Genomic DNA, 19742 nt, shown 5'->3' on the forward strand with positions numbered 1-19742 from the left:
GCGTTTCCTCCTTATCTGAATTTATTTTATAAGTGCTGTATCAAGAACATCTTTGAGATCTTCTGCGTATACAAATTCAATAGCGTCCTTTACAACCTTGTCTACTTCTTCAAGATCAGGCTTATTGGCTACAGGTATGATAACTGTCTTTATGCCTGATTTATATGCAGCCATAGTCTTTTCACGGAGTCCGCCTATAGGAAGAACTTTTCCGTGAAGTGTAACTTCACCTGTCATAGCAACATCTGATCTTACCTTAGTTCCAGAAAGTGCAGAAACAAGCGCAGTTGTCATGGTAACGCCTGCGGAAGGACCGTCCTTTGGAACAGCTCCTTCGGGAGCATGGATATGAATGTCGTATTCTTTATAGAAATTAGGGTTGATACCGTATTTATCAGCAATACTGCGAACATAGCTTACTGCTATCTTCGAGCTTTCTTTCATGACTTCTCCAAGTGAGCCTGTAACTTCTATTTTGCCTGTTCCTGTCATCATTAGAACTTCAATAGGCATGAGTACACCGCCGACTGATGTCCATGCAAGACCGTTTACAACGCCGACCTGATCTTCCTTAGATGAGAGGTCGCCAAGGTACTTGCGTATACCGAGATATTCATTTATATCTTTGGCTTTTATGTTTACTCGTTTAGCTTCTCCTGAAGCAATCTTCTTGGCAGTTTTTCTGCAAAGTGAAGCAATGCTTCTTTCAAGAGAGCGTACTCCTGCTTCTTTGGTATAGTACTGGATAAGTTCATTTATAGCATCATCGCTTATCCTGAGCTGAGTCGACTTTAATCCCTGTTCCTTGAGCTGCTTCGGTATAAGATGTTCCTTTGCAATATGGAATTTTTCTTCAGCTGTATAGCTCGGGAGCTCGATAACTTCCATTCTGTCGAGAAGCGGAGCTGGTATAGCACCTACGTTATTTGCTGTTGTAATAAATACTGCTTTGCTCAGATCAAAAGGCACTTCTATGAAATGATCTCTGAAAGCATTGTTTTGCTCAGCATCAAGCACTTCGAGCATTGCTGATGAAGGATCACCCTTGATATCACTGCAAAGCTTGTCTATCTCGTCAAACAGAATAAGCGGATTTGCAGAACCTGCCTGAGAAATTGCAGTTATGATACGTCCGGGCATAGCTCCCACATAGGTCTTTCTGTGACCTCTTATATCAGCTTCGTCACGAACGCCGCCCAGTGAAACTCGTGCATACTTTCTTCCCATAGCCTTTGCAATAGACTTTGCAATAGATGTCTTACCTATACCTGGAGGGCCGGCAAGACAGATTATCTGTCCCTTTATCTCGGGATTTAGCATATGAACTGCAAGGAATTCAAGAATACGTTCCTTGACCTTTTTTAATCCATAGTGATCCTTCTCAAGGACTGCTTCTGCCTTTTCCATAGAAAGCTTGGCTTTGGTGTATTTGCCCCACGGCAGATCAAGAACAGTATCAAGATAATTCTTGATAACGAAGGCTTCCTGAGACGAAGGAGGGAGTTTTGTAAGCTTGTCAGCTTCTTTAAGAAGCTTTTCCTTGCTCTTTTCGTCTATTTTCAGATCCATTATGTCATTGATATAGCCGAAGGCTTCTTCGCCTTCGTCTTCTCCAAGCTGTTCCTGTATTATACGAAGCTGCTCGCGCAGGTAAAACTCTCGCTGTCCTTTGTCGATACTGTTTTTAGTCTGCTCGTTTATAAGGTTTTCAAGCTCTAATATCTCTACCTCCGAAGTAAGGCAGGCAAAAAGAACCGAAAGCTTGTTTATAACATTGGTTTCCTCGAGAAGAGTCTGCTTGTCACGATAATTGAGGTTACAGTTGAAAGTAACTGTCTCAAAAAGCTTTACAGGTGAATCCTGTGTAACGATAGAGGTGAGCAGTTCCTTTGGCATTCTCGGAAAAAATGAAGCGTAACGTTCAAAAACGTCCTTGACAGAACGCATGAGAGCTTCTGCTTCAACTTCATCAAGCTTTGCCCTTGAATATGTCGGAGTACGCTTTACCTCAGCTTTAAGGACTTCTCCGTCGTCGATGAGCCTTACAAGATTTGCCTTGTATACGCCTTCTACAAGGACTTTCATAATGTTATCCGGAAGCTTCAAAACCTGTTTTACTTCGGCAACGACTCCGACTTTGTAAAGATCAGAGGCTTTTGGATTCTCAACATATGCCTCATGCTGTGTTACAAGAAACAGCTTGCCTCCTTCTTTAAGAGAACGTTCCACAGCAGCTACCGATTTACTGCGTGAAACATCAAAATGCATTACCATTTTCGGGAAAGCAACAAGACCTCTCATTGCAACTGTATAAAGAATATTCGCTTCTTCTATATTTTTATCGCTTTTAATGGTTTGTTCCATAAAATCACCGCATTTCTGTAGGTATCATATTTATCCGCAAAAACGAAAATATCGTTCTTTAATATTATACTATAAAATCATAAAAAATTCAACCCCTTGTTTGACTTTGGAAAAATACATATGCCAAATGAATAATCTAAATTCTACATGGTGTAATTAAAAAATAATCATATATCATAATTTAAGCTTTTATTTAATTCAGGAGTATTAACTTTGCATATGAATATTTGCGGAATTTTGGAGTTTTACCCAAAATTTGCGAACTTATAGAAATATTCTTTACTTTTTGTTGAGAATGTGATATGATATACACAAAGGTGTAGTTTCTTATTTAATATAAAAGCATTTTTATGCCGAAAAGGTCTTTACTTTTACGGGATAATGTGTTAAAATGTAAAGTAGGAAATCGTTTGACACGCCTTTTGGCAGATTGGAGAATTAATATGATCGATAAAATAAAATCAGAAAGCATGGATCTGCTCTTTGAAGCTATTCTGACACTTGACTCGGTAGATGACTGTTACAAATTTTTTGATGATCTCTGCACAAGTATCGAACTTAAAGCATTTGCTCAGCGTCTTCACGTTGCTAAGCTCCTTGACGAACACAGGGTTTATAACAGTATCGTGACCGAAACAGGTGCAAGTACAGCTACAATCAGCAGAGTAAACCGTTCATTGAAAGACGGAAACGATGGCTATAATATAGTTTTTGACAGACTTAAAAAGAAAAATCTGCTCAAATAATATGAGGTTATAATGGCTTTTTCTCCGAGGCACGGGAAAAATCCCATGAAATAATTACTCTCGAAAGGAAGATTTGACATGAAAAAGGCGAAGATATTCAAAAAATCATTAGCCTGCTTGTCTGCTGCCGCTACTATTTTAACAAGCGGTGTCATCACAAGCGCAAATGCCGCAGTTATCACTGAAGGCAAAGAAAACAATTATCACAATTTCGCAGAGGCTTTACAGCTTGCGCTGTGCTTCTACGACGCCAACAAGTGCGGTGATGAGGTAGCTGATGACGGTTACTACTCATGGCGTTCAAACTGTCACGTTATCGACGCAGAAATCCCGCTTCAGCCAATGAGCCCTATGCCTACAGTCGGCAAGGGCAAAACTGATGATCAGCTCAAGACAGATCAGGGACTTGGCGCAGGCGATGACGGTAAAACAAAGCCAAATCTCGGTGACGATGATCCGGATCTTTATGTCGGCGTGAATATGAGTGAGTCATTCATCGAAAAGAACAAGAAGTATCTCGATCCCGACGGAAACGGCACTCTTGATCTTACAGGCGGCTGGCACGATGCCGGTGACCATGTAAAGTTCGGTCTCCCTGGAAGCTACTCTGCCTCTACTGTTGGCTGGGGCTATTATGAATTCCGTGATTCATATGAGGATCTTGGACTTCAGAAGCACGTTGAAGATGAGCTTCGCTGGATCAACGATTACTTCATGAAAGCAACATTTATGGACGATGACGGAAACGTAGTTGCATACTGTTATCAGGTCGGAGAGGGTAATAACGACCATAACTACTGGTGTCCTCCTGAGCTTCAGATGGACAACACAATGGTTGCTTCATCATCGTGTGCTGTTAAGCGTCCTGCTTATTTTGCTACAGAAGAAATGCCTGCTTCTGACCAGTGCGCAGGTGCTTCAGCTTCTCTCGCAATAAACTACCTCAACTTCAAGGACACTGATCCTGAATACGCTGAGGAATGCCTCAAGTACGCTAAGGCTCTTTACGATTTTGCTGTAAAGACACACATTGAGGAATGGGAGCCCGGTATGGTTCCAAGCAACTCAAGCCTTGGCTACGATGGCGGCTTCTATACATCAAGCTATGACTATGATGAACTCTCATGGGCTGCTGTATGGCTCTACTACTGTACCGAAAACTATGATTATATAGATGACATAATTGCAGTTGATGATTCTAAGCCAATTTCCGATAGTGGTTCATTTGATGCAGAGGCTCAGACAGGTCAGCAGCCTTCTTATGCTTACACAGGCTATATGAAGCGTATCATTACTGATACAGGTAACTGTTGGCAGAATATCTGGGTTCACTGCTGGGATACTGTTTGGGGCGGAGTTTTCGCAAAGCTTGCTCCTATTACAAATACTGCACGTGACTGGTACATTTTCCGTTACAATCTTGAGTTCTGGTCAGGCTGTTCTAAGACAACTGATTGCTCTGCTTGGGGCTATGAACCTGTACACGGTCATAAGTATTTCGGCAGAGACGATTATCTCTGGAATATGCCGATGACATATGACCAGATCCCTGATCTTCCGGATAGTGAGACAAGCGGCGACTTCATCGCTAAATCTCCTAATGGTTGGGCAGTTGTTTCAGGATACGGTTCAGCTCGTTATAATACAGCTGCCGGTCTCTGTGCTTGTGTATACGCTAAGACTACAGGCGATGAAACATTCCTCCCATGGGCTAAGGCTCAGATGGAATATATCCTCGGAAAGAACCCGATGGGTTACTCTTATGAAGTAGGTTACGAATACAACTTTGCTTCACATCCGCATCACCGTTCATCACACTGTTCAGCTACACAGAGCATGGATGATCCGATAGTTCAGGTACATACCCTTTGGGGTGCTCTCGTTGGCGGTCCTGACCTCAAAGATGTTCACGTTGATGAGACAAAGGATTATATCTACAACGAAGTTACCGATGACTATAACGCAGGTTTCTGCGGCGATCTTGCAGGTCTTTACCACTACTATGGTGCTAAGGGTAAGGAATACGAAAAAGAAAACCACATTATTGAAGATTTCAATATGTCAGAAAACGCCATAGGCTATGATCAGGTAGATGAAGACGGCAATCCGCTTCCTGTAGGATATTTCGTATCAGGCGGTAAGGCACAGGAAAAGGAGGACGGCATCCAGCTCAAGCTCGTTCTTCACAACAGAACAACAAATCCTCCAAGATTTGAATGCGATGTTAAGGCAAGATATTACTTCAACATCAAGGAGCTCCTTGATGCAGGCTACGGCATCGATTATATTGTTCCTCGTATTGACTACGATCAGGAAGCAGGATATACCAACAACAAGTCACACGCTGTTCTTTCAGATCCTGTTAAATACGATGATAATGGTACATACTACGTTGATGTAACATGGAAGGATTGCAAGTTCTACGGAAGCCGTGTATATCAGTTCGCACTTACTACAAAGATGGATCCCGAAACAAACATCTACCCTGAGTGGGATTCTTCAAACGACTACAGCTACGATGATCTCGTAAGCTTTGAAGACGATAACGCTGCTTCAGCTATTACAGATAAGGTCACACTTTATGCTGATGACAAGCTTATCTGGGGCGTAGAGCCTGATGGCACAACTGCTGAGACTGTAGCTCCGACAGCTTCAACTACTACAACAAATAAAACAGGCGGTTCTACTACAACTACAACAACTAAGCCTATTTCATCTACTGACAAGACTATAGCAGCAGGCGATGCAAACTGCGACGGTCAGGTAGATATGTCTGATATCGTTCTTATCATGCAGTCACTTGCAAACCCTGACAAGTACGGATTAAAGGGTTCAGATAAGAATCATATCACAGAACAGGGCGAAAAGAACGCTGATGTTGATACATCAAGCAAGGGCGTTACTTCAAACGATGCACTTAGAATTCAGGAATTCCTGCTTGGTAAGGTAAAATCACTTTAATAGTAAAAAGCGGCTCAATTGAGCCGCTTTTCTTATGCTGATCAAAAACCTCCCTATGAATTACACAGGGAGGTTTCTTCTATTGATATTATATTACAAAATTCAAAGGCATTCCGTTTTTCATGATTGCGTTGAGTTCACCCTGGATAAGAGGCATAAGATAGTCGTATGCAGGAGGTAAAACATTATTACCCTTTTCGTTTATCCATTCACGTGGGAAAAATTTTTCCGAATTAGCAGCCTTTGATGCTTCGACCGAACCAATACTGTAGCTGTAAGGCATATTTGACTCTCTGATGAAAGTCATCATACAGCCTGTTTGTCCATCAAGTCCAGCTTTAACTGCTGCCATTCCTATTGCCTCTGACGACCTTATATCTTCAAGTGAAGCTATATGAGAACTACATCTCTGCATTACATTCAGCTCTATTGAACGTACTTTACAGCCTATTTCAGCAGCAACGAGCTTTTCGAGAAATTTACCAATTCCCGAAAGATAGCTATGACCGAATACGTCTTTCTGTCCCGACTGATACTCTTCAGCAGCAAACTTTCCTTCAGCAGTTTTAACGCCTTCCGATACCACAACTATAACAGCCCGATATTTTTTCATCTCTGCCTTTACATCTGAAAGAAAGCCTTCAATACTGAATGTAGTCTCAGGAAGATATATCAGATGCGGTGCAGCCTCTCCGTTCGCTCTTATACAGCATGATGCAGCAGCAAGCCAGCCTGCATGTCGTCCCATTGTTTCAATAATTGTAACTGAAGGGATACTGTAAACATTACTGTCTCTTGTGATCTCCTGAACAGTTGCAGCAACATATTTTGCTGCTGAACCAAATCCCGGAGAATGATCAGTTTCGCAAAGATCGTTATCAATGGTTTTGGGGATACCTATTATTTTTATATCGTTTATCCCCATATCTCCCAGGTATGCGGAATACTTTGCAACAGTATCCATAGAATCGTTTCCGCCGATATAAAAAAACATACCTATATCATACCTTCGCAGAACTTCTGTTATACGTTCATATATGTCACTTTTTTCAGTGTGAGCAGGAAGTTTTTTTCTGCATGAACCAAGTACAGCTGACGGAGTCCTGAGTAACAGCTGATAACTTACATCACTTGTGATCTTTTCTGACAGATCAACCATTTCTTCATTAATGATACCCTCAATACCATTAAAGACTCCGAAAACCTTGTCGATCTTATCGGTACGCTGTGCTGCACTGTAAACACCTGCTAATGAAGCATTTATAGCGCAAGTAGGACCTCCTGACTGTGCAACTGCTATATTCATAATACTTTTTCGACTGAGTATATCCCGAACTCAGTCATACCCTCTCATAATATTAGCCATAAGGCTTTAATAATATTATAACATAGCACACTATACTTTTCAATTCAAATTAAATCCAAAAAAAGCTATCAAAAAATCGCAATATTTGACCAGAATAGCAATAAACGCCTAATATAATGACATATTGAATTCAAATAAGTCCGAAATGATCAAGTGCGTTTTCTATACCGTTCTCTTCAATAGGTGTAGTTATGTATGAAACATATGGGTATATTACCTCTGCTCCGCCCATTGCTATACTGTTCGGGACAGCCTCAAGCATGGGAAGATCATTCATGCTGTCTCCTATCGCATATGCTTTTTCCATCGGAATGCTCAATTTTTCAAGTATATGCTTTATACCTGTTGCTTTTGAAAATCCCAGAGGTACATTTTCATAGAATCCGCCGCCTCTGTCGATTATAGAAAATTCTTTGCCTATTTCAGTTCTGAATTTTTTCATATTACTTTCAGGATTTTCCCAGATAACAAACTTGTCGAATCCAAAATCCTTATCCTCTATCCTTCCGCTTACATCAATTCCCGAATCTACGAAAACTTCCATAAAGTATTTTAAACCATCGGTCATAGGAGCTTTATCGTCGAAAAAGTATCCTTCGGAATATTCATAAACAGGAGTAACATTACATTCGCGCATAAGCTTTGCTATTTCTCTGCACTTTTGCTTTTCTATAGTGCGTGAAAGAATAACTTCATTATTATACTCAATATATGTACCGCAGCCGCATATATACCCGTCAAAGCCCAGTTCCTTAACTCTCGGACTGATATTGAATGCCGTTCTGCCAGAATTTATAAAAGTCAGATTTCCCTTCTCTCTTGTTTTTCTTATAGCCTCTCTGGTACTATCGGGAATTATCGCTCTCTCGTCTTCTGTAACAAGAGTACCGTCGATATCGAAAAAAATTATTGAACTCATTAAAACACTCCTTGAATTTTATATCCTTCAATTAATTTAATACACATAATATTATAATCCCTTAAAAAAACGCTGTCAAGTCTTGATTAAACAAGTTTCAGATGCTATAATATTTTTGGGAGGATGATAAAAATGCTGCATATATATTACGGTAATGGTAAAGGAAAAACTACAGCAGCAGTTGGACTTTCGGTCAGAGCCTGCGGTGCGGGTTTGAAGGCTGCTTTTTTTCAGTTCCTAAAAAATGGAAGTTCTTCTGAAATTTCAATTCTAAGATCCATGAAGAATATAGAGGTAATATGCTGTGAAGAATGTAATAAATTCACATTTCAGATGAATGACGCTGAAAAGCAAAATGTTGAGCGTTGCCATAACGAAATGTTAAAAAAAGCCGCAGATATGCTGGAAAACAAATCAGTGCAGCTTATTGTGCTTGATGAATTTATAGATGCATATAATAAAAAGCTCATTGATACTGAGCTTGCTGACGTTTTTATTAAAAACTGTGCTGATAAATGTGAGATAGTTATGACGGGAAGAATGCCTACAGATGAATTAAAAAAACAAGCTGCATATCTTACTGAGATGACAGCTGTGAAGCACCCATTTGAAAAAGGAATTACCGCCCGTAAGGGTATAGAATATTAGGCTGCCGCATTATTTAGCGACAGCCTTTTTACTGCATATTTTTTAATTCTTCGATCAAAGCGAGATCTTCGGTATTGATCTTCATATTTGTAACGATTGATTTGTTCTCTGGAGTGATAACTTTTATTTCGATTATACTTCCCTCCTGAATACTTCCAACTGCTGCTTTGAAAAAAAGAGGTACTTTAGGATGATTTTCCTTAAATCTTTCCAGAAGCGATTTTAGTTTAAATACATTCATTGGATTCATTAATTTCACCTCAAAAAATATTATACCATATTTACTTGTTTTTCTCAACAGTTTTTCCCATAAAACCTCTTTTTATCATAAGCTGTGCGCAAATTCCCGTAAAAGCGCCTGCAATACAGCCTGAAATAATAAGGTATGGATAATGGTATATTACGGCAAATGATCGCATAATGATGACAGCTACTATTATTTGTCCTGTGTTATGCAATATAGCGCCAATTATACTGCTGAGCCAGATATAATTTACAGGTACTATACGTTTTACTCCAAGCATACCTGCAAGACACATAACAGCTCCTGCCATACTGTAAATTATAGCAGAAACATTGCCGCCGAATATTGATCCGAGCATTACTCTTGCAAAAACGATCATTGCAACTTCCTTTGCGTTGTATTTATATATCGCATAAACAGTTACGATATTGGCAAGTCCAAGCTTGACACCCGGGATTGCAACAAGATTAGGAATTCGCAGTTCAATTATAAAGATAATAAGGGCAATAGCCGTAAGAAGAGCAAGTTCAGTGAGTCTTTTAGTTTTCATATCAACTCTGCTCCTTCTCTGCAAATCGAATAACAAGCTTATGTGGTAAACATACGATCGGTATCGCCTCAGACCTTAATACACCTGTATTAACACAGGTATGATCGGGACAGTCAGCATCGGAAATGCAAATTTTACCGTTTTCTATCTTTATCTCATTCCAGCCGCCGTCAGAGCTCTCTATACGAAAAGTCCTATCCTTTTCTTTTGAAAGATCAAAAGTATACAATACTTTATTATTCTGAACTATCTCAACATAGGTGCTGTCGGGTGTTCTGTAACTCAAAATGATCCATATGACTGAGCCGATAAACAATGCTGCTACAATAATAATAAGTATTTTAACACCTTTAGTCAACGGATATCACCTCCGCAGGCATATCACTTATATTCTTAAAAGAACTTGCGATTCCTTGTGTATAGTATATTTTTCTGTCATCGGTAACCAATATAACGTCATACTGAGGGGTTGAACGCAAAAACTCAACTGTTTTGTCATATCCAAGCACAAATAAAGCTGTGGATAAAGCATCACATTCAAGACCGTTATCACCTATCACCGTGACCGAAACAAGTCCGTTATCAGCAGGATATCCGTCACTTGGGTCAATTATGTGCCAGTATTTTTTACCGTCCTCTCCATAGAAAAAACGCTCATAATTTCCTGATGTAATAACTGCCTTGTCGATTATATCTACCACACACATATCCTTATCTTCTAAAAACGGATCTCTTACTGCAACTTTCCACGGAGAACCGTCAGTCTTGCTTCCAAGTGACTGAACATTTCCGCCAAGACTTACTATAGCAGATGTTACACCACGAGACTTCATTATCTTCATTATTTCATCACCTGTGTAGCCTTTTGCAAGTGCTCCGAGATCTATCTGAACATTCTCGGGAAGAGATATGGTGTTATTATTTATCGAAATATTGCGGTAATCAACGTTTTTCAGAAGTTCATCTATTCTGTTTTTTTCTGGTATTTTGTATTCACCTGTTGTAAATCCCCATTCTTTCAGAACTGGATAAATCGTGATGTCAAGTGCTCCGCCGGTCTTATCGCCAATTTCCAAAGCCTTTTTTATAAGCGTGACCGTATCATCACATACATCTACGGCTTTTCCTGCTGAGTTATCAAGCATCCATATATCACTTTCTTCCAAAGTTGCAGAAAGCTCCTTTTCAAGCTCATATATGCGATTTTCAGACTCTTCAATTGCTTTTTCAGCATTGCTTCCATAGGCTTTCAGGTTCATATATGTATCCATTGCAAATACATCGCGTAAAACAGGTTCATTTTTATTTTCATTTACTGTTGTGACAGTATTTTTTTCATTACATCCCCAGAAAAGAAATAACGATAAAAGAATAACTGGGAGTTTTTTTATTTTTCCGCACATATTTAATCTCCTAAAACAAACTAAAAGTATTATAACATATTTTTTATAAAACAGCAACTCTTGCGGAAATCAAAGCATTATAAATCAGTTGTTATTATTAGCAAACAAATATATCAATATAAAAGCGGATCATTGATCCGCTTTATATATTACTTTTTAAGCAAGCTCTTTCCTGTCATTTCAGCAGGCTGTGGAACTCCCATAATATCAAGCATTGTAGGAGCAAGGTCAGCAAGTACGCCGCCATCTGTAAGAGTACCCTCAACGCCAACGGCAATAAGAGGAACTGGATTAGTTGTATGTGCAGTAAACGGACTTCCGTCAGGTTCCATCATCTTGTCAGCATTACCGTGATCGGCTGTAATAAGAGCTGCACCACCCTTAGAAAGAATCTTATCTACCATACGTCCAACACAGGTATCTGTAGCCTCAACAGCCTTTACAGCTGCATCGAATACACCAGTATGACCAACCATGTCGCAGTTAGCATAGTTAAGTATGATAACATCATACTTATCAGAATCAATTGCTTCACATACTGCATCGCATACTTCATACGCGCTCATTTCAGGCTTGAGGTCAAATGTAGGAACATCAGGAGACTTTATAAGTATTCTGTCCTCGCCCTCAAACTGCTTCTCCTCACCGCCGTTGAAGAAGAATGTAACGTGTGCATATTTCTGTGTTTCAGCGATACGGAGCTGAGTCTTTCCAAGCTTTGCAAGGTACTCACCCATTGTCATTGTAAGCTGTTCAGGTGGATATGCAACAGATACATTAGGCATTGTAGCATCATACTGAGCCATACATACAAAGTTAACAGGGAAAAATCCGTTCTTTCTCTCAAATCCTGCAAAATCAGGATCAACGAATGAACGTGTTATCTGTCTTGCTCTGTCAGGGCGGAAATTAAAGAAGATAACACTGTCATCAGCCTTTATCTGTGCACCGCCTGCAATAATTGTAGGAAGCATGAACTCATCTGTTACTTCGTTAGCGTAGGAATTCTTTATAGCCTGTACAGGATCTGTCTCCTGAACGCCTTCACCGTAAACAAGAGCAGAATAGGCCTTTTCAACTCTGTCCCAAGCGTTATCACGATCCATAGCGTAAAAACGGCCTGAGATAGTAGCTATCTTGCCAAGACCTATCTTTTTAAGCTCAGCAACTGTTTCTTCCATATACTCGGCAGCTGATGAAGGAGGAACGTCTCTTCCATCAAGGAATGCATGGATATAAACCTTGTCAAGACCATTCTTCTTAGCCATTTCAACTATACCGAAAAGGTGCTCCATATGGCTGTGAACGCCGCCGGGAGAAAGAAGTCCCATAAGGTGAAGGGCACTTCCATTCTTCTTGCAGTTATCCATAGCTCCAAGGATTGCCTTGTTGCTCTCGAATGTGCCGTCCTTTATATCCTTTGATATTTTAACGAGCATCTGATAAACAATTCGTCCTGCACCAATGTTGGTGTGACCTACCTCAGAGTTGCCCATCTGTCCGTCAGGCAGACCAACATCAAGCCCGCTTGCGCCGATGATAGTATTAGGGCACTCAGCCATATATTTATCAAGATTAGGCTTCTTTGCAGCAGCGATAGCGTTGCCGTATGTATCAGGATTGTAGCCGAAGCCGTCCATGATTATAAGTGCTACAGGTTTCTTTGACATATCTATTTCCTTTCATGGGTAAGGGCGGATAATATCCGCCCCTTTAGTTTTTATTAGCCTTCTACAGCAGCCTGAACGATAACGTTGAAGTCCTCAGCTTTGAGTGAAGCACCGCCGATAAGACCACCGTCGATGTTTGGCTTTGCAAGGAGCTCAGCAGCATTCTTAGCGTTCATAGAACCACCGTACTGTATAGTTACAGCGTCAGCAGTAGCCTGATTGAAGAGCTTAGCAAGCTGAGCGCGGATAAATCCGCAAACTTCCTCAGCCTGATCAGGTGTAGCTGTAAGACCTGTACCGATAGCCCATACAGGCTCATAAGCGATAACAACGTTCTTTACCTGCTCTGCTGTGAGTGACCAGAGATCAAGCTTGATCTGACGAGCGATAACTTCCTCAGTGATATTGCACTCACGCTCCCACTTGAGCTCACCAACGCAAACGATAGGCTTGAGACCAGCTTCAAGGGCAGCAATAGTTCTCTTATTTACTGTTTCATCTGTCTCGCCAAAGTACTGTCTTCTTTCGCTGTGACCGATAACAACATATTCAACACCAAGCTCTGTGAGCATATCAGCAGAAATTTCACCTGTGAATGCACCGCTCTTCTCGAAGTGTACATTCTCAGCACCGATCTTAACGTTGCTGCCAGTTGTTGTATTTATAGCAGTTTCGAGGTTTGTGAAAGGAACACATGCGATGACCTCAATCTTGCCCTCAGCATTAGCAACGAGAGGCTTGATAGCCTCGAGAAGTGCCTTAGCCTCAGGACGTGTTTTGTTCATTTTCCAGTTTCCGGCAATAATTGCCTTTCTTAATGACTTGTTCATGTTATTTTAACTCCTTTATCAGAATTTAATTTCATCATCATCGTAATAAGGAAACATATCACGGCTGAAAGCGTAAGAATTGTAACTGTTGCTACAACCTATCTTGATGCCTTTCTTTATGGGAGAAAGGGAAAATCCTAAGATGATGCCTGTGAGAAAGCTGCATACAGCAAACAGTTATATTGCTGTCCCGCTGTTTTTTAGTTCCTCATAAAATTTGCAATTGCAATTACATTTTCATAGCAGTATTCTCATCTACCACAATAAGGGCGAATATCTCTATCCGCCCTATTGTTTATAGAATTACTTTTCTGCGATTGCTGCAACGCCAGGGAGTACCTTTCCTTCGAGGTATTCAAGTGAAGCACCGCCGCCTGTTGAGATGTGGCTCATCTTATCAGCAAAGCCGAGCTGGATAGCAGCTGTAGCAGAGTCACCGCCGCCGATGATAGTTGTTGCATCAGCCTGTGCAAGAGCTTCGCAAACAGCAACAGTACCCTTCTTGAGAGTTGGGTTCTCGAATACGCCCATAGGTCCGTTCCAAACAACTGTCTTAGCAGACTTAGCAGCCTCAGCAAAGATAGCAGCTGTCTTAGGTCCGATATCAAGGCCCATCTTGTCAGCAGGGATCTTGTCAGCGTCAACATAATCTACGCTGATCTCTGCGTCGATTGGATCAGGGAATGATGCAGCAACAGCAGTATCAACAGGGAGAAGGATCTTCTTACCGAGCTTTTCAGCCTTAGCGAGCATTTCCTTACAGTAGTCGAGCTTTTCTTCGTCAACCAGTGACTTACCGATAGAACCGCCCTGTGCCTTTATAAATGTATATGCCATACCGCCGCCGATGATAAGTGTATCACACTTTTCAAGGAGGTTAGAGATAACGTTGAGCTTGTCAGCGACCTTAGCGCCGCCAAGGATAGCAACAAAAGGTCTCTCAGGAACCTCTACTGCATTACCGAGATACTGGATCTCCTTCTGCATGAGGTAACCAACAGCAGTTTCCTTAACGAACTTTGTAACGCCTGCTGTTGAAGCATGAGCTCTGTGTGCTGAACCGAAAGCGTCCATAACGAATACTTCGCCGTCGATAAGATCAGCAAGCTCCTTAGAGAACTGCTCGCCGTTTTTTGTCTCTTCGTCGCCGCGGAAACGTGTATTCTCAAGAACTACGATCTCGCCGTCCTTCATTGCAGCAACTGCCTTCTTTGCGTTGTCGCCTACAACAGTATCATCAGCTGCAAAGATAACGTTTGTCTTAACGAGTTCGCCGAGTCTCTTTGCTGCAGGAGCAAGTGAGAACTTAGCCTCCGGACCATTCTTCGGCTTGCCGAGGTGTGAGCAAAGAATTACCTTTGCACCATTCTCAACGAGCTTATTGATAGTCGGAAGAGCAGCCTGGATTCTGTTATCGTTTGTGATAACGCCGTCCTTCATTGGAACGTTGAAGTCAACTCTTACGAGTACCTTTCTGCCCTTAACGTTAATGTCTTCTACAGTAACCTTGTTTAATCCTGCCATGGGTATGACATCCTTTCGTAATAAAATACATTCTAAGCTGTTGTTATAATATTAACAACGTACATTTCTATTTTACACTATTCTGAGAAATTTTGCAAGCGTTTCCGTAATATTTTTCATGTTAAACATGAAAAATATTTGTGACTGGCTATTATATAGAAAAAATGCCATATTGATATGCTGTCTGATACTTAAAAACAACAATTTCTCTATTGACAAAGCACTTTTTGTAAAGTATAATCTTTATAAATTAAAATCTTAAATATGGGAATATGAGGTAATAAAAATGAATAAATTCAATTTAGTAAAAGAAATGTTTGAAAATGCGCAAAATCCAGAAAACGCTGCTGCAATGTCGGCATACATGAAAAACAAGTTTGATTTTTACGGTATCCCCTCTCCCGAGCGAAAAGAGCTGTATAAAGACTTCCTGAAAAGTGAAAAGGCATCAAAAAATGTTGATTGGGACTTCCTTGATAAATGCTATAAAGACGACCACAGAGAAATGCAGTATCTTGTTTATGACTATCTGCTCGCTTTAAAGAAATATCTTGCTTTTGAAGATATTGACAGAATAAAGCTGTTTATAATTACAAGGTCATGGTGGGACACTATTGATTTCCTGTGTAAAATCATTGGCGATATCGGTTTAAGAGATAACAGAGTCAGCGAACTAATGCTAAAATGGTCAGTAAGTGATAATATCTGGCTCAAACGAACAGCTATCCTGCACCAATTAGCTTACAAACACAAAACAGATACGGAATTATTGGGAAAAGTAATATGTAATTGTCTCGGCAGCGATGAATTTTTCATAAATAAGGCTATCGGCTGGGCGTTGAGGGAGTATTCCAAAACAGTTCCCGAATGGGTCGTAAACTTTATCAGTAAATACAAAAATGAACTTTCGGCTCTGAGCATAAAGGAAGCAAGCAAATACATATAAAAATAAACCCGAAAGCAAGTCGTTATGACCGCTTTCGGGTATTTTTTATCACTTAAATACTGCAAGAAGGAAGCCTGCTGCGATAGCAGAACCGATAACACCTGCAACGTTCGGTCCCATAGCGTGCATGAGCAGGAAGTTTGAAGGATTAGCCTTCTGACCTTCCATCTGAGATACACGTGCAGCCATAGGAACAGCTGAAACACCTGCTGAACCGATAAGCGGATTGATCTTGCCGCCTGAAAGTTTATACATGATCTTTCCGACGAGAAGTCCGCCGACTGTTGAGAAGCAGAATGCTGTAAGTCCAAGAACGATGATCTTGATTGTCTCCAGCGAGAGGAAACGCTCAGCAACTGTTGTAGCACCAACAGAAATACCGAGGAATACAGTTACGATGTTCATAAGAGCATTCTGAACTGTATCTGAAAGTCTCTCTGTAACTCCGCACTCTCTCCAGAGATTACCAAGCATGAGACAGCCTACGAGCGGAGCTGTTGACGGGAGAAGAAGGATAACGAACATTGCAACAATGATCGGGAAAATAATCTTCTCTGTCTTTGAAACTACACGAGTCTGCTCCATTTTTACCTCTCTCTCCTTCTTTGTTGTAAGGAGTTTCATGAGAGGCGGCTGTATCATAGGGATAAGAGCCATATATGAGTAAGCAGCAATTGCGATAGGTCCGAGGAGATGAGGAGCAAGTCTTGTTGTAAGGAAGATAGCTGTAGGACCATCAGCACCGCCGATGATACCGATAGAAGCAGCTTCATTGCCAGTAAATCCAAGACAAACAGCTCCGAAGAATGCAAGGAATACGCCCATCTGAGCAGCAGCTCCGAGGAGGAGGCTCTTAGGGTTGGAGATGAGCGGACCGAAGTCGGTCATAGCACCTACGCCCATGAATATGAGTGAAGGATAAATACCTGCCTTGACGCCCATATAGAGGATATCAAGGAGACCACCGTTCGCCATAATGTGTCCGTAACTATGGTGGAACTCACTTTCCTCATCGAGGAACTGATCCCAGAGATCAAGATGATAAAGAGCGTCGGAAGTATCTCCGCCGATAAAGTATGAAAGATTTACGAGGAGACAGCCAAATGCTATACCAACGAGAAGAAGTGGTTCAAACTTCTTTTTGATACCGAGATACAGAAGGACGCAGGAAACAAAGATCATAATAAGATTTTTCCAGCCGCCTTCAGTGAGAAAGCTGTGGAAGCCTGAGCTTTCCCAAAGGGTTTTAAGGGTTTCAAGAATGTCCATTTTCTTTCCCCCTTATGCTATAACAACAAGAGGCGCGCCTGTGTCAACTACAGAACCCTTGCTTGTAACTACCTGAGCAACTGTACCATCCTTAGGAGCTACGATTTCATTTTCCATTTTCATAGCTTCGAGAATAACAAGTATCTGTCCAGCCTTTACTGTATCGCCCTGTGCAACATCAACTCTGATGATATTACCCGGCATAGGAGCTGTAACAGTCTCGCCTGCTGCAAGATTTACAGGAGCAGCAGGTGCAGGTGCAGCTGCGGGAGCTGCAACAGGAGCAGCCGCAGCTGCTGCAGGAGTTGCTGCCTGAGCAGGAGCAAGTGCCTCATATTCATCAAGAAGAACAGCTTTTCCCTGCTCTACTTCAACTTCATAAGTTTTACCGTTAAGTGTAACTTTATACTTCATGATTATTTGACCTCCTTAATGGAAATAAAGTGCAGCTCATTGAGCGGCTTCTGCATTTTATCGGCAACGATAGCCATTATCAAAGCAGCTTCCTTATCAGGAACGTCAAAGAGCTTAACATGACCTGCTGAACCCGGTGCAAGTGGGAGCTCAGGCTTTGTTTCAGCAGCAGCTACAGGAGCAGCTGCCTTCTTTTTAGCAGCTTCTGCATCAGCTGCTGCCTTAGCCTTAGCGTCCTTGGATTTGAAATATGCGCCTGTACAGTACAGAACTATCATAAGGATAACAAGTCCAGCAAATACGACCATATAGCCAAATACAGCTGTTACAGCAGCATCGCCTATAGACATATCCTCAGACTTTTCTACAGCAGCAGAAACTAAGATATTATCAAACATAGCTCTGCCCCCTTACATTTCCTCGATAGTGTAAACAGCTTCGTTCTCTTCCTTGGCCTTGCGGTCGTTGAGGAATTTGATAGTCTGATCAGGATAGCAGATATAGCTCATTACATCTTCTTCGCTGCGGCAGAGATCGCCAAGAGCTTCTCTTGCAGCTGCGAATTCCTCGCCTGTACGCTTCTGATCTTCAATACGACAATCTACTGCTTCGCTGTCACCAAGTACCTTTTCAACAAGCTCCTGTGCGATAGGAGCAGGAGGATTACCGTACTCGCCCTTAATGTAGTTCTTTATCTCCTTTGAGATGTTTTTGTATCTTTCGCCTACGAGAACATTTGTTACAGCCTGATTTCCTACCATCTGAGAGAGAGGTGTAACCAGCGGAGGATAACCCATATCAGCTCTTACCTTCGGAATCTCAGCGAGAGCGTCATCGAACTTATCCATAGCATGCATATCTGTAAGGTTGGCGATCATATTTGAAAGCATACCGCCTGGAACCTTATATACGAGAGCCTGAGCGTCTGTAGCAAGGCTCTTTGGATTGAGCTGACCGTTGTCTATGTACTTCTGCTTGATAGGCTTGAAGTAGTCGTTTACCTTATTGATGATGTCTTCGTTAAGACCTGACTCGATACCATACTGCTGAAGAGCATAGAACATTGTCTCGGTTGCAGGCTGTGATGTACCGCCTGAGAAGCAAGATGTTGCACAGTCGATAACGTCAATGCCTGACTCGATTGCCTTAGTAAGTGTCATGTAAGCCATACCTGTTGTGCAATGAGTATGGAGAATAAGTGTCATATCGCCGATAGCGTCCTTGATTCCTTTGATAAGGTGCTCAGCCTCATAAGGAGACATAGTACCTGCCATATCCTTGAGGCAGATAGTATCAAAGCCCATTGTCTTGAGTTCCTTACACATCTCGATATACTTATCAACTGTATGTACAGGGCTCTGTGTATATGAGATACAGCCTGAAGCGATAGTCTTCTCTGTTGCATACTTCTTTGTAGCTTCAAGAGCAGTTCCGATATTTCTGAAATCGTTAAGAGCATCAAAGATTCGTATTACGTCAATACCGTTTTTTATTGAGAGTTCGATGAATTTCTCGACAACATCATCATGGTAATGCTTATATCCAAGAAGATTCTGACCTCTCAGAAGCATCTGAAGTCTGCTGTTAGGAAGATTTTTTCTCAGATTTCTGAGTCTCTCCCACGGATCCTCGCCGAGATAACGAAGACATGAGTCAAATGTTGCTCCGCCCCAGCACTCGATAGAGTAGTATCCAGCCTTATCCATATCTGAGAGAATACCCTCATAATCTGAATAAGGAAGACGTGTAGCCATCAGTGACTGATTAGCATCACGTAAAACGGTTTCTGTCAGTTGCACTTTTTTCATGTACAAGCCTCCTCAAAAATAAATCTGCAAAGCAGATATAATATACTTAGTGATTTATATGAATTTTTTATAGCTAAATG

At 41.3% G+C, this 19742-nt stretch carries 18 protein-coding genes; 4 read left to right on the forward strand and 14 right to left on the reverse strand.

The window, feature by feature from the left end:
• Window positions 1-21: 21 nt before the first annotated feature.
• The gene (gene lon, locus L870_RS0101620; protein WP_028516634.1) at window positions 22-2364 is read right to left on the reverse strand and encodes an endopeptidase La; all 2343 of its coding nucleotides are present in this window, start codon (window positions 2362-2364) and stop codon (window positions 22-24) included.
• Window positions 2365-2807: 443 nt separating this feature from the next.
• On the opposite strand from lon, the gene L870_RS0101625 reads away from it, so the two are divergent.
• Both L870_RS0101625 and L870_RS16300 read left to right on the forward strand, forming a co-directional pair.
• Window positions 2808-3110, forward strand: a complete 303-nt coding sequence (locus tag L870_RS0101625; RefSeq protein ID WP_019678660.1) for a YerC/YecD family TrpR-related protein — start codon at window positions 2808-2810, stop codon at window positions 3108-3110.
• 78 nt (window positions 3111-3188) lie between these two features.
• Window positions 3189-6071: a glycoside hydrolase family 9 protein gene (locus tag L870_RS16300; RefSeq protein WP_037270738.1), complete on the forward strand. Its 2883-nt coding sequence runs from the start codon at window positions 3189-3191 to the stop codon at window positions 6069-6071.
• 88 nt (window positions 6072-6159) lie between these two features.
• Here the strand turns inward: L870_RS16300 and L870_RS0101635 are convergent, their stop codons facing one another.
• Together L870_RS0101635 and L870_RS0101640 are read right to left on the reverse strand one after the other, a co-directional pair.
• On the reverse strand, window positions 6160-7377 hold the full coding sequence (locus tag L870_RS0101635) for a 6-phosphofructokinase (protein WP_028516635.1): 1218 nt from the start codon (window positions 7375-7377) through the stop codon (window positions 6160-6162).
• A gap of 190 nt (window positions 7378-7567) precedes the next feature.
• Window positions 7568-8356 (reverse strand): HAD family hydrolase, encoded by a 789-nt coding sequence (locus tag L870_RS0101640; protein ID WP_028516636.1) that lies wholly within the window; start codon window positions 8354-8356, stop codon window positions 7568-7570.
• 132 nt (window positions 8357-8488) lie between these two features.
• Between L870_RS0101640 and L870_RS0101645 the strand changes: the two genes are divergently transcribed.
• Complete coding sequence (locus L870_RS0101645) at window positions 8489-9004, forward strand: cob(I)yrinic acid a,c-diamide adenosyltransferase (protein WP_051411333.1); 516 nt, start codon at window positions 8489-8491, stop codon at window positions 9002-9004.
• A gap of 28 nt (window positions 9005-9032) precedes the next feature.
• On the opposite strand, the gene L870_RS0101650 is transcribed toward L870_RS0101645, so the two are convergent.
• The 7 genes from L870_RS0101650 to L870_RS0101680 form a co-directional block, all read right to left on the reverse strand.
• Complete coding sequence (locus L870_RS0101650; protein WP_423752166.1) at window positions 9033-9302, reverse strand: hypothetical protein; 270 nt, start codon at window positions 9300-9302, stop codon at window positions 9033-9035.
• Window positions 9286-9798, reverse strand: coding sequence for a Gx transporter family protein (locus tag L870_RS0101655; protein ID WP_028516639.1), 513 nt, complete (start codon window positions 9796-9798; stop codon window positions 9286-9288). The genes L870_RS0101650 and L870_RS0101655 overlap by 17 nt, the downstream gene beginning before the upstream one ends.
• Window position 9799: 1 nt before the next feature.
• Window positions 9800-10156 (reverse strand): NusG domain II-containing protein, encoded by a 357-nt coding sequence (locus L870_RS0101660; protein ID WP_028516640.1) that lies wholly within the window; start codon window positions 10154-10156, stop codon window positions 9800-9802.
• Window positions 10149-11201 (reverse strand): FAD:protein FMN transferase, encoded by a 1053-nt coding sequence (locus L870_RS0101665; RefSeq protein WP_028516641.1) that lies wholly within the window; start codon window positions 11199-11201, stop codon window positions 10149-10151. Before L870_RS0101665 ends, L870_RS0101660 begins: the two co-directional genes overlap by 8 nt.
• Before the next feature lie 149 nt (window positions 11202-11350).
• The gene (gpmI, locus tag L870_RS0101670; RefSeq protein ID WP_028516642.1) at window positions 11351-12871 is read right to left on the reverse strand and encodes a 2,3-bisphosphoglycerate-independent phosphoglycerate mutase; all 1521 of its coding nucleotides are present in this window, start codon (window positions 12869-12871) and stop codon (window positions 11351-11353) included.
• Between the two features lie 53 nt (window positions 12872-12924).
• Window positions 12925-13701, reverse strand: a complete 777-nt coding sequence (gene tpiA / locus L870_RS0101675; RefSeq protein WP_028516643.1) for a triose-phosphate isomerase — start codon at window positions 13699-13701, stop codon at window positions 12925-12927.
• 303 nt (window positions 13702-14004) lie between these two features.
• The gene (locus L870_RS0101680) at window positions 14005-15225 is read right to left on the reverse strand and encodes a phosphoglycerate kinase (RefSeq protein ID WP_028516644.1); all 1221 of its coding nucleotides are present in this window, start codon (window positions 15223-15225) and stop codon (window positions 14005-14007) included.
• A gap of 286 nt (window positions 15226-15511) precedes the next feature.
• Between L870_RS0101680 and L870_RS0101685 the strand changes: the two genes are divergently transcribed.
• Window positions 15512-16171: a DNA alkylation repair protein gene (locus L870_RS0101685; RefSeq protein ID WP_028516645.1), complete on the forward strand. Its 660-nt coding sequence runs from the start codon at window positions 15512-15514 to the stop codon at window positions 16169-16171.
• Window positions 16172-16219: 48 nt separating this feature from the next.
• On the opposite strand, the gene L870_RS0101690 is transcribed toward L870_RS0101685, so the two are convergent.
• From L870_RS0101690 to L870_RS0101705, 4 genes are read right to left on the reverse strand one after another with little or no spacing between them, the layout of a single operon-like run.
• The gene (locus L870_RS0101690; RefSeq protein WP_028516646.1) at window positions 16220-17440 is read right to left on the reverse strand and encodes a sodium ion-translocating decarboxylase subunit beta; all 1221 of its coding nucleotides are present in this window, start codon (window positions 17438-17440) and stop codon (window positions 16220-16222) included.
• A gap of 12 nt (window positions 17441-17452) precedes the next feature.
• Entirely contained in the window at window positions 17453-17854 is a 402-nt protein-coding gene (locus L870_RS0101695) for a biotin/lipoyl-containing protein (RefSeq protein WP_028516647.1), read from the reverse strand.
• Window positions 17855-17856: 2 nt separating this feature from the next.
• Window positions 17857-18252, reverse strand: a complete 396-nt coding sequence (locus tag L870_RS0101700; protein ID WP_028516648.1) for an OadG family transporter subunit — start codon at window positions 18250-18252, stop codon at window positions 17857-17859.
• 12 nt (window positions 18253-18264) lie between these two features.
• On the reverse strand, window positions 18265-19662 hold the full coding sequence (locus L870_RS0101705; protein ID WP_028516649.1) for a pyruvate carboxylase subunit B: 1398 nt from the start codon (window positions 19660-19662) through the stop codon (window positions 18265-18267).
• Between the last annotated feature and the right edge of the window lie 80 nt (window positions 19663-19742).

Origin of the sequence: Ruminococcus flavefaciens ATCC 19208, assembly GCF_000518765.1 — a bacterium.
Lineage (GTDB): Bacteria > Bacillota > Clostridia > Oscillospirales > Ruminococcaceae > Ruminococcus > Ruminococcus flavefaciens.

What these genes read in the sequence shown, in the direction of transcription:
- lon (WP_028516634.1), bottom strand. Translation starts at nt 2,364, where the DNA reads ATGGAACAAACCATTAAAAGCGATAAAAATATAGAAGAAGCGAATATT.
- L870_RS0101625 (WP_019678660.1), top strand. Translation starts at nt 2,808, where the DNA reads ATGATCGATAAAATAAAATCAGAAAGCATGGATCTGCTCTTTGAAGCT.
- L870_RS16300 (WP_037270738.1), top strand. Translation starts at nt 3,189, where the DNA reads ATGAAAAAGGCGAAGATATTCAAAAAATCATTAGCCTGCTTGTCTGCT.
- L870_RS0101635 (WP_028516635.1), bottom strand. Translation starts at nt 7,377, where the DNA reads ATGAATATAGCAGTTGCACAGTCAGGAGGTCCTACTTGCGCTATAAAT.
- L870_RS0101640 (WP_028516636.1), bottom strand. Translation starts at nt 8,356, where the DNA reads ATGAGTTCAATAATTTTTTTCGATATCGACGGTACTCTTGTTACAGAA.
- L870_RS0101645 (WP_051411333.1), top strand. Translation starts at nt 8,489, where the DNA reads ATGCTGCATATATATTACGGTAATGGTAAAGGAAAAACTACAGCAGCA.
- L870_RS0101655 (WP_028516639.1), bottom strand. Translation starts at nt 9,798, where the DNA reads ATGAAAACTAAAAGACTCACTGAACTTGCTCTTCTTACGGCTATTGCC.
- L870_RS0101665 (WP_028516641.1), bottom strand. Translation starts at nt 11,201, where the DNA reads ATGTGCGGAAAAATAAAAAAACTCCCAGTTATTCTTTTATCGTTATTT.
- gpmI (WP_028516642.1), bottom strand. Translation starts at nt 12,871, where the DNA reads ATGTCAAAGAAACCTGTAGCACTTATAATCATGGACGGCTTCGGCTAC.
- tpiA (WP_028516643.1), bottom strand. Translation starts at nt 13,701, where the DNA reads ATGAACAAGTCATTAAGAAAGGCAATTATTGCCGGAAACTGGAAAATG.
- L870_RS0101680 (WP_028516644.1), bottom strand. Translation starts at nt 15,225, where the DNA reads ATGGCAGGATTAAACAAGGTTACTGTAGAAGACATTAACGTTAAGGGC.
- L870_RS0101685 (WP_028516645.1), top strand. Translation starts at nt 15,512, where the DNA reads ATGAATAAATTCAATTTAGTAAAAGAAATGTTTGAAAATGCGCAAAAT.
- L870_RS0101690 (WP_028516646.1), bottom strand. Translation starts at nt 17,440, where the DNA reads ATGGACATTCTTGAAACCCTTAAAACCCTTTGGGAAAGCTCAGGCTTC.
- L870_RS0101695 (WP_028516647.1), bottom strand. Translation starts at nt 17,854, where the DNA reads ATGAAGTATAAAGTTACACTTAACGGTAAAACTTATGAAGTTGAAGTA.
- L870_RS0101700 (WP_028516648.1), bottom strand. Translation starts at nt 18,252, where the DNA reads ATGTTTGATAATATCTTAGTTTCTGCTGCTGTAGAAAAGTCTGAGGAT.
- L870_RS0101705 (WP_028516649.1), bottom strand. Translation starts at nt 19,662, where the DNA reads ATGAAAAAAGTGCAACTGACAGAAACCGTTTTACGTGATGCTAATCAG.